Here is a 9,266-nt window from a genome sequence, read left to right on the forward strand (position 1 = left end):
TCAGCCGATTCCGATCGCCTTGCGTACCTGCTCCAGCACCGGCTGGGCTCGTCGCCGTGCCTTGGCAGCACCGAGGGCCAGCAGTTCTTCCAGCTCGCTGCCCGGCTGCATGAGCGTCTCGTAACGCTCGCGCATGGGGCTCAAGCGCTCGTTCAATACGACATGCAGGGTGTTCTTCAGTTCGCCCCACCCCATGCCGCCCGCTTCCAGCCGAGTGCGGACCTCGGTCAACGTCTTGGGGTCCGCAAAGTGGCTGAGCAGCTGGAAGACGGCGGAGCTGTCGGGGTCCTTCGGTGCCTCCACCGGGGTACTGTCCGTGGGAATCCGCCGGACGGTCTTCCGCAGCTCCGTCTCGGGGGCGAACAGCCGGATGGTGTTGTTGTACGACTTGCTCATCTTCCGCCCGTCGGTGCCGGGCAGCGTTCGTCCGGTGTCCTCGGCCGGTACGACTGCCTTGGGGACCTTCAGCTGGAAGCTGTCGCCGTAGACGGCGTTGAACGCCCCGGCGATGTCCGCCGCGTACTCGACGTGTTGCAGCTGGTCCTTCCCGACCGGGACGAGGTCGGCTTCCATGATCAGGATGTCCACCGCCATCAGCACGGGGTAGTTGAACAGGCCCATGTTGATCCCGGCGTCGAGCTCTTCCACACCCGCTTCACGGTTCCGGTCCCGCGCCGCCTTGTAAGCGTGAGCGCGGTTCATCAACCCCTTGGCGCTGAAGCACGACAGGACCCAGTGGAGCTCGAAGATCTCCGGCACGTCGGACTGGCGGTAGAAGATCGTGCGCTCTGGATCGAGCCCCGCCGCCAGCCAGGTGGCCGCCACCGAACGAGTCCATCGCCGAAGCAACTCCGGGTCACGCACCGACGTCAGCGCGTGGTAGTCGGCGATGAAGTAGATCGACTCGGCCCCGCCAGCCAGCTCCAAGGCCGGTTTGATCGCACCGATGAAGTTGCCGAGATGCGGTTCCCCGGTCGGCTTGATGCCGGTGAGCGACACCTTCGAATCAGCAGTCACCATGAGGAAAGACTATCGGTGCGAGCACTCGGGTAGCGCCCTTTGCCCGCTTGGCCACCGTCCTCCGCGTCCGCCTCCATCGGGCGCCCATGGCCCACGAACGGCCTCGAACACCGGGCTGCTCTGTCGCCTCTTTCCCGCGCGGGGGCCGAGGTTCTGGTGGGTGGACCGACGCTGTCGCCGGGCGGAGTACGAGAAGTTTCTGGTCACCAGGTGAGCGAAAGGTGCATTAGGGATAATATCGCCCTAGGAGCTTATTTCCGTTGCTGTGAAAGAAGCTTGCCTGTGGGGAATCGGGGGTGTGGCGGAGTTCACGGAACCGTGTGCGGGTGCAATTGCACGGGGTGGGGGTGTTTGCTGGCTCGGGGTCAGGTGGTGTCGGTGGAGGGTGACTTGGCTGCGGGTGTGGGGTGGGGCGGGTCACGCTCGGCGGGTGATCCGGTGCGGACCGTGGTGAAGCGGGGGTCCGGTTGTTGTGTGGAAGGTACGAGGTTTCTTCGTCCTTCTTGTCGCCCGTCTCCTGCTTGTGCTTACGTGTCCTCCGCCACCGCACCGCATCGCGGGGGCCCTCACAGCCGGGACGCCGAATCCTGCCGCCCGGTCGGGGACTGACTTGCAGCCGCCACGGCAGGAGCGGGGGAACCAGGTAAGTGCCGCACGTGCGCGAGCGCGGGCGGCTTGGGGTGAAGCCATGCCTCGTTCGCATTCGCGGACGCAAGGTGTGGCCGGGCTACTCCGGCCCGAATCCGACAGCTCACCTCGCAGGCGTAGGAGAGGAACACACCTATGTCTCAGGGTCGCCACCGCCGCTCGCGCACCTCGACCGTCACCCGTCACGTCTCCCGCGTCTCCCTCGTGCTCGCCGCCGGTGGAGCCGGGATCGCCGCGCCGCTGGCCACGGCCGCCACGGCGAACGCGGCCCCCGCGCCGTCCGTTGTGCAGGCCGGTGCGCAGACCGGCGCGCTGTCCGTCGCCCAGGCGCCCGCCGCGCCCGAGGCAACGGACCTCTACACCGTCGTCAGCGGTGACACGCTGAACGGCATCGCCACCGCCGAGGGCGTCGAGGGTGGCTGGGAGGCCCTGTACGACGCCAACCGCGAGACCATCGGCGCCGACCCGAACCTGATCCTCCCCGGTCAGGAGCTCGCTCTCACCGCTGGCGAGGACCGGGGTGAGCAGGCGGCCAGCCGGTCGGCCGAGCGCGCCGCCGTGCCCGCCGTCGCCAAGTCCTCCTACCCGAACAACCTGGACGGCTGGATCAACGAGGCCCTGGACATCATGGAGGCCCACGGCATTCCGGGCACCTACGAGGGCATCCACCGCAACATCATGCGCGAGTCCAGCGGCAACCCGAGCGCCATCAACAACTGGGACATCAACGCCCAGAACGGCACCCCGTCGATCGGTCTGCTCCAGGTCATCAAGCCGACGTTCGACGCCTACCACGTCGCCGGGACCCCGCACGACCAGTACGACCCGGTGGCCAACATCGTGGCGGCCTGCAACTACGCGGCTGACCGCTACGGTTCCATCGACAACGTCAACGGCCCGTACTGAGCCGCCGACGCGCGGCACGCCGTCAGCGCCCCGAGGCCACCGGGACCCCACCGGTGCGCCCCGGGGCGCTGCCGCGCCGGGTGACGGCGGCCGGGTCGGTGTCGGCCGGGTCGGCGTCGGCCCCTCCGCCCTCGCCCCAACCGGCGTCGGCGCCCGGTGCGGCGAGGCTCGCCGGGAGCGCCCCGGCCCAGGTGAACGCACGTCGCCGAGGAATCGAAGCCGCGTTACCCCGGGCGAACGGCCGTGGGCCGCGACGGTGCCGGGCGCCGGGGAATACCCAGCGGGAGTTCGCCGTTGCCCTCGGTTATGGGGAACCACGCAAGCAGTGAGGGGCGGCGCGCCGGGGTGGTGCGCTACACGGCGTTCTCGGACACGCCGGACGGGGGGAACCCGGCCGGAGTCGTGCTGGAGGCGGCCGGGATGACGGACGCGGCGATGCTCGCGGTGGCGGCCGACGTCGGCTACTCGGAGACGGCGTTCCTGACGCCACCGCCCGCCGGGCTCACCGCGCCACCGGGCCGTGGCTTCGGCGTGCGGTACTTCAGCCCGCTCGCCGAGGTGCCGTTTTGCGGTCACGCCACGGTGGCCGCGGCGGTGGCGCTGGCCGAGCGCGTCGGCCCCGGGGAGCTGGTGTTCGCCACACCCGTGGGTGCCGTGCCCGTCGCTGTCGCCCGCACACCTTCCGGCGGGCTGCGGGCCACGCTGTCCAGCGTGCCGCCGGTGACGGAGGCGGTCGCGGAGCCGGACGTGGCCGAGGCGCTGGCCGCGCTGGGCTGGTCGGCCAGCGAACTCGATGCCGCGCTGCCGACGCGCATCGCCTTCGCCGGAGCCCGGCACCTGGTGCTGGCCGCCGCCACCCGGGAGCGGCTGGCGGACCTCGACTACGACGTCAAGCGGCTCAAGACGTTCATGCTGCGCCTGGAGCTGACCACGCTTCAGCTGGTGTGGCGGGACGCGGCGGACCCCACGGTCTTCCACGTGCGGGACCCGTTCCCGGTCGGCGGGGTGGTGGAGGACCCGGCCACGGGTGCGGCCGCCGCAGCCCTCGGCGGTTACCTGCGCGAGCTGGGCCGGGTGCCGGACACCGCCACTCTCACCCTGCACCAGGGCGTAGATATGGGCCGCCCCGGCGTGCTGACGGTGGAGCTGCGCCAAGGCGACCCACGGGTCCACGTCTCGGGCTCGGCCGTCCGCATCCCGGGACCTGACGACGTTCCGCGCCCTGACGCCCGACGCCCGACGCCCGACGCCTGACGCGCCAGGCTGACGGCCGCTCGGAGCGGGCGGCAGCGGCGGCAAGGGCCAGCCCTGGGCTCAGCCCTCGTCGTCCTCGTGCCAGGCGGCGGGCCAGGACTCCTCCCGGTCCACCCAGTGCACCTGCTGGGGGTCGGTCATGTCGATGTCGGGGAACAGCTCGCGCACCCGGGGTTCGAGCTCCTCCTCCGTCAGCGGTTCCCAGCCGACGCCGCGCAGCCACACCAGCCGGTAGCCGTGGTCGTCGCCGAAGGAACCGACCACGACCCGGTACGGCGGCTCGTCCGGGGTTCGCGCGTGCATGGCTCCACCCTGCACACGGCCGGGCGCTCTCCGCATGCCGGGGTCCGCCGAACGTGCTGGGCGCGGCGCGGGCGTCCCGGGGCCGGTCAGCCCCGGCCGATGTAGGGCATGCCCGTCGCCAGCACCGTCGCGAACTGCACGTTGGCCTCCAGTGGCAGCTCCGCCATGTGGAGTACCGTGCGGGCGACGTCGGCGGCGTCCATCACCGGTTCGACGGCGGTGGTGCCGTCAGCCTGGAGGATGCCCGTCCGCATGCGCGCGGTCAGCTCGGTGGCCGCGTTGCCCACGTCGATCTGGCCGCAGGCGATACGGTACGGGCGGCCGTCCAGGGAGAGCGACTTCGTCAGGCCCGTCACCGCGTGCTTGGTGGCGGTGTAGGCCACCGAGTGCGGACGGGGGCTGTGGGCGGAGATCGAGCCGTTGTTGATGATGCGGCCCCCCTGCGGCATCTGCTCCTTCATCGCCTGGAACGCCGCCTGGGCGCACAGGAACGCGCCGGTGAGGTTGACGTCCACGACGGCCGCCCAGTCGGCGGGGTCCAGCTCGTCCGGCGGGACGGCCGGGCCGAAGGTGCCCGCGTTGTTGAACAGCAGGTCCACCCGGCCGAACTGGTCCCGGGCGCTGGCGAACAGCGCGTGCACGGACGCGGCGTCGGTGACGTCGGCGGGGACGACGGCGACCGGTCCGGCGCCGGGGTCCAGCAGCGAGGCGGTGTCCTCCAGCGCCTGCGCCCGGCGCCCGGCGAGGGTCACCGTCCACCCGGCGGTGGCCAGCGCGAGCGCCACGGCGCGGCCGATGCCCGAGCCCGCGCCCGTGACCACGGCACTGCGCGCCGAGCCGTGCCCGGCCTCCCGTGGAACTTCGTTCAACCTTTTGTTGATGTCCGTCATGTCCGCAGCGTACGGGAAGCACGGGTGCGGTGCGGGCCGTCATGCGATGGCCATCGAGCTGTCGCGTACGCGCCAACCAGCTGCCGCTCGTGGCCGCTGCACTCGTCGCCATGACCCACTTCGGGAGCGCAGACAACGAACTCCGCGCCGCGGCACGCCATGTGGGCCGCCGCCGGTTCCTGACCGTCTCCGGTGCCGCCGCCGCCCTCGCCTTCGGCACGAACCTTCCCCAGCCCGCCCATGCCGCCCATCATGTCAGGGACATGAAACTCCGGGCGGAGCCGTTCACCCTCGGCGTCGGGTCCGGCGACCCGCTGCCCGACTCCGTCGTGCTCTGGACGCGCCTGGCGCCCGAGCCCTTCCAGCCCGACAGCGGCCTGCCGCGCCGCGCCCTCCCCGTCCACTGGGAAATGGCGCACGACGAGAACTTCCGCCGCGTCGCCCACCGGGGCACCGCCATCGCCCACCCCGAGTACCACCACGCCGTCCACGCCGAGCCGCGCGGCCTGCGCCCGGGCACCGACTACTTCTTCCGCTTCCGCGCGGGCGGCCACCTCAGCCCCGTCGGCCGCACCCGCACCGCCCCGGCCAGCGGCGTGGACCGCCTGCGCTTCGCACTCGCCTCCTGCCAGCGCTACGACCAGGGCTACTACACCGCCTACCAGCACCTGGCCGCCGACGACGTGGACGCCGTGCTCCACCTCGGCGACTACCTCTACGAGTACCCGGTGAACGCCGCCGCCGGGGCCCGCGGCTACACCGGCGACCGGCGGCTGCCCGCCCGCTTCCACCGCGAGACCGTCACCCTGGAGGACTACCGGCTGCGCTACGCCCTCTACAAGGGCGACCCCGACCTCCAGGCCGCGCACGCCGCCCACCCGTGGATCGTCACCTGGGACGACCACGAGACGGAGAACAACTACGCCGGTGACATCCCGGAGAACAGCGTCCCGCCGGAGGAGTTCCTGCTCCGCCGCGCCGCCGCCTACCGCGCCTACTGGGAGAACATGCCCCTGCGCCGCCCGCAGCGTCCCTCCGGCCCCGACCTGAAGCTCTACCGGCGGCTGCGGTTCGGCTCGCTCGCGCAGCTCGACGTGCTCGACACCCGCCAGTACCGCGACAACCAGGCCAACGGCGACGGGTGGAAGCTGCCCACCCCCGAGTCCCAGGACCCCTCGCGGCACCTGCTCGGCGCCGCCCAGGAACGCTGGCTCACCGACGGCTGGCGCTCCTCCCGCGCCACCTGGAACGTGCTCGCCCAGCAGGTGGTCTTCTCGCGCCGCCGCAACCGGGTCACCGACCCCTCGCCGCTGTCCATGGACGCCTGGGACGGCTACCCCGGCGCCCGTGAACGCGTCCTGCGGGCCGCCGACGCCACCGGAATCGAGAACCTGGCGGTCCTCACCGGCGACGTCCACGTCCACTACGGCTTCGACATCAAGCGCGACGCCGACGACCCCGGCTCGCGCACGGCCGGGGTGGAGGTCGTCACGACATCGATCTCCAGCGGCGGCAACGGAGCCGAACGCCCGGCCAACTGGGAGACGCTGACCGAGGCCAACCCGCACCTGGCCTTCTACGACGGGCGGCGCGGCTACGTGCGGCTCACCCTCACCGAGCGGGAACTGCGCGCCGACTACCGCGTGGTGACCGGCGTCACCTCCCCGGGCGCCCCGGTCGCCACGGCGGCGTCCTTCGTCTCAGCGGCGGGCGACCCGGGGCTGCGCCGGGCGTAGGCCCCGCCGCCTCCCGCCCGGGGTGCGCCTCGCAGCGGCTGACACAATGTGCGCGCCGTCAGCAAGGAGAGTGCATGCCCGCGCAGCCAGACGCCGCCGCGAACGTCCCCGCATCCGAAGCCGCCGCCCCAGCGCCCGCCACCCCGGCGCCCGCCTCCCGGGCGACCGCCGCCCCGGAACTGACCCGGGGGCAGCGTGCCGGTCTGCTGCTGACGCTGATCCTCGGCAGTCTCACCGCGCTGCCGCCGCTGTCCATGGACCTGTACCTCCCCGCCCTCCCCGAGGTCGGCACCGCCTTCGGCAGCAGCGCGGCGCAGGTACAGCTCACCCTGACCACCTGCCTGCTCGGCCTCGCGCTCGGGCAGGTGGTCGTCGGGCCGATGAGCGACCAGTTCGGGCGCCGCCGCCCGCTGCTCGCCGGGATGGTCTGCTACGTCGCCGCCAGCGCCGCGTGCGCGTTCGCGCCCACCGTGGAGGCGCTGACCGTCTTCCGGCTGGCGCAGGGCCTCGCGGGGGCGGCGGGCATCGTCATAGCCCGCGCCGTCGTGCGTGACCTGTTCGACGGGCTGGCCATGGCCCGCTTCTTCTCCACCCTCATGCTCATCTCCGGCACCGCGCCCGTGCTCGCGCCGGTGCTCGGCGGCCAGGCGATGCGGTTCACCGACTGGCGCGGCCTCTTCCTCCTCCTCGCCGGGTTCGGCCTCGTGCTGACGCTGGTCACCCTGCGCTGGCTGCCCGAGACGCTGCCGGGTCACGCGCGGCACCGTGGCGGCCTGCCGCAGGCGCTGCGGGCGATGCGCGGGCTGCTCGGTGACCGGGTGTTCACCGGCTACCTGCTCACCGGCTCGCTCGCCTTCGCCGCGCTGTTCGCCTACATCGCGGCGTCCCCGTTCGTCGTGCAGGAGATCTACGGCGCCTCGCCGCAGACGTTCAGCCTGCTGTTCATGGTCAACTCCGTCGGCCTCGTCGCCGCCGGGCAGCTCAACGGCAAGGTGCTGGTGGGCCGGGTGCGGCTGGACCGGGTGCTGCTCGTGGGGCTCGGGGTCACCGGGACGGCCGCGCTCGCGCTGCTGCTGATGACGGCGGGGGTGTTCGGCGAGGTGGGGCTGGTGGCGATCGCGGGCGGGCTGTTCGTGCTGATGTCCGGCATGGGCCTGGTGCTGCCCAACGCCAACTCCCAGGGCCTCCAGCGCGCCCCGCACGCCGCGGGTTCGGCGTCCGCGCTGCTGGGCACCGCGCAGTTCCTCATCGGCGCCGTCGCCTCCCCGCTGGTGGGGGTCGCGGGCGAGCAGACCGCGGTGCCGATGGCCGTCGTCCAGCTGGTCACGCTGGCCCTCGCGGCCGGGTGCTTCGTGGGGATGTGCCGCCCGTGGCAGCGCCCCGCCTGACACCGGGCACGCCCGGACAGGCCGGACTGGACGCGGGCGAGCTGGCCGCCCTCGTGCGCACGGTAGACGCGCTCCCGGGGCGCGGCTGGTGCGGCGGCGTGGTGGTGGCCGCCGGGCGCGGGCCGTACCTGGCGGTGGAACACGCGGCGGGCTGGGCGCTGCGCTGGGTCTCCGCCGATACCGAGGCCGCCGACCCCGAACCGGTCACCGTGGACACGCCGTTCGACCTGGCCTCGCTCACCAAGCTGGTCACCGCCCTTCTCACCGTGCGGCAGGCCGAGCGCGGCGTGCTGGAGCTGGACGCCGAAGTGGCGCGGTACCTGCCGGAGTTCGGCGCGGCGGGCAAGGGGCGCGTCACCGTGCGCCAGCTGCTCACCCACACCTCCGGGCTCGCGCCCCAGCTGCCGTTCCACGACGGCCACGGCTGGGAACTGCTGTGGCGCGAGCCGCTGACCCGCACCGGCCCCTGCTACTCCGACCTCGGGTTCCTCGCGCTCGGCCGCCTTCTGGAGCGGGTGACGGGCCGGCCGCTGGACGCACTCGTCCGCGAGGAGATCACCGGCCCGCTGGGCATGGCGCACACCGGCTACGGGCCGGTGCCGCGCGCCGCCGCCACCGAGGACCAGCGCCGCCCGCGCGCCCGGGCCGACCGGGGTCTGCTGCGCGGCGTCGTACACGACGAGAACGCCCACGCCCTCGGCGGCGTCACCGGCCACGCCGGGCTGTTCGGCACCGCCCGCGACCTGGCCGTGCTCTGCCGCGCGCTGCTGACCGGCGGCGGCCCCGTCCTGCGGCCCGGCTCCGTGGCGCTGCTGCTGGACGCGCCCGGGCTCGGCTTCGCCGTGGACCAGCCGTGGTTCATGGGCGAGCTGGCCGGACGCGGTGCCGCTGGCCACACCGGTTTCACCGGCACCAGCCTCGTCCTGGACCGTGCGAGTGACACCTTCCTCGTCCTGCTGGCCACCACCGTGCACCCCGTGCGGCCCGCCCCGCCCGACAGCCGCCCCCGCGCCACCGCCGCCACCCAGCTCGCCCGCGCGGCACGCGCCGCCTGCCCGGCCCCCGGCACGGACAGCGCACGCTGAGCCCTGCGGCCCCACGGCCGCGCGGCCCGCCGATGG

The 9,266-nt window shown here is 73.1% G+C and carries 8 protein-coding genes and 1 riboswitch; of the genes, 5 read left to right on the plus strand and 3 right to left on the minus strand.

The window, feature by feature from the left end:
• A complete protein-coding gene (locus tag JJV70_RS15585) occupies window positions 1-1,020 on the minus strand; it encodes a tryptophan--tRNA ligase (RefSeq protein WP_219048578.1) in 1,020 nt (339 codons plus the stop codon).
• A gap of 604 nt (window positions 1,021-1,624) precedes the next feature.
• Window positions 1,625-1,798, plus strand: a riboswitch (cyclic di-AMP (ydaO/yuaA leader).
• Window positions 1,799-1,803: 5 nt separating this feature from the next.
• On the opposite strand from JJV70_RS15585, the gene JJV70_RS15590 reads away from it, so the two are divergent.
• Complete coding sequence (locus JJV70_RS15590) at window positions 1,804-2,574, plus strand: LysM peptidoglycan-binding domain-containing protein (RefSeq protein WP_219048579.1); 771 nt, start codon at window positions 1,804-1,806, stop codon at window positions 2,572-2,574.
• Window positions 2,575-2,880: 306 nt separating this feature from the next.
• Complete coding sequence (locus JJV70_RS15595) at window positions 2,881-3,828, plus strand: PhzF family phenazine biosynthesis protein (protein ID WP_219048580.1); 948 nt, start codon at window positions 2,881-2,883, stop codon at window positions 3,826-3,828.
• A 60-nt stretch (window positions 3,829-3,888) separates the two neighbouring features.
• On the opposite strand, the gene JJV70_RS15600 is transcribed toward JJV70_RS15595, so the two are convergent.
• Both JJV70_RS15600 and JJV70_RS15605 read right to left on the minus strand, forming a co-directional pair.
• Window positions 3,889-4,131: a hypothetical protein gene (locus JJV70_RS15600; protein ID WP_219048581.1), complete on the minus strand. Its 243-nt coding sequence runs from the start codon at window positions 4,129-4,131 to the stop codon at window positions 3,889-3,891.
• An 86-nt stretch (window positions 4,132-4,217) separates the two neighbouring features.
• A complete protein-coding gene (locus JJV70_RS15605; protein ID WP_219048582.1) occupies window positions 4,218-5,021 on the minus strand; it encodes an SDR family oxidoreductase in 804 nt (267 codons plus the stop codon).
• Between the two features lie 110 nt (window positions 5,022-5,131).
• Here JJV70_RS15605 and JJV70_RS15610 point away from each other — a divergent pair, with 110 nt between their 5' ends.
• The 3 genes from JJV70_RS15610 to JJV70_RS15620 all read left to right on the plus strand — a co-directional run bounded on the left by JJV70_RS15610 (window position 5,132) and on the right by JJV70_RS15620 (window position 9,230).
• On the plus strand, window positions 5,132-6,757 hold the full coding sequence (locus JJV70_RS15610) for an alkaline phosphatase (protein WP_219048583.1): 1,626 nt from the start codon (window positions 5,132-5,134) through the stop codon (window positions 6,755-6,757).
• A 74-nt stretch (window positions 6,758-6,831) separates the two neighbouring features.
• Window positions 6,832-8,145 carry a multidrug effflux MFS transporter gene (locus tag JJV70_RS15615; protein WP_219048584.1) on the plus strand — a complete coding sequence of 438 codons (1,314 nt, stop codon included), beginning with the start codon at window positions 6,832-6,834 and terminating at the stop codon, window positions 8,143-8,145.
• Entirely contained in the window at window positions 8,127-9,230 is a 1,104-nt protein-coding gene (locus tag JJV70_RS15620) for a serine hydrolase domain-containing protein (RefSeq protein WP_308294831.1), read from the plus strand. Before JJV70_RS15615 ends, JJV70_RS15620 begins: the two co-directional genes overlap by 19 nt.
• The last annotated feature ends 36 nt before the right edge of the window (window positions 9,231-9,266 follow it).

The sequence above is a fragment of the Streptomyces sp. JJ66 genome (assembly GCF_019303495.1).
Lineage (GTDB): Bacteria > Actinomycetota > Actinomycetes > Streptomycetales > Streptomycetaceae > Streptomyces.

Coding starts and splice junctions, on each gene's coding strand:
- JJV70_RS15585 (WP_219048578.1), bottom strand. CDS start 1,020: ATGGTGACTGCTGATTCGAAGGTGTCGCTCACCGGCATCAAGCCGACC.
- JJV70_RS15590 (WP_219048579.1), top strand. CDS start 1,804: ATGTCTCAGGGTCGCCACCGCCGCTCGCGCACCTCGACCGTCACCCGT.
- JJV70_RS15595 (WP_219048580.1), top strand. CDS start 2,881: ATGGGGAACCACGCAAGCAGTGAGGGGCGGCGCGCCGGGGTGGTGCGC.
- JJV70_RS15600 (WP_219048581.1), bottom strand. CDS start 4,131: ATGCACGCGCGAACCCCGGACGAGCCGCCGTACCGGGTCGTGGTCGGT.
- JJV70_RS15605 (WP_219048582.1), bottom strand. CDS start 5,021: ATGACGGACATCAACAAAAGGTTGAACGAAGTTCCACGGGAGGCCGGG.
- JJV70_RS15610 (WP_219048583.1), top strand. CDS start 5,132: ATGACCCACTTCGGGAGCGCAGACAACGAACTCCGCGCCGCGGCACGC.
- JJV70_RS15615 (WP_219048584.1), top strand. CDS start 6,832: ATGCCCGCGCAGCCAGACGCCGCCGCGAACGTCCCCGCATCCGAAGCC.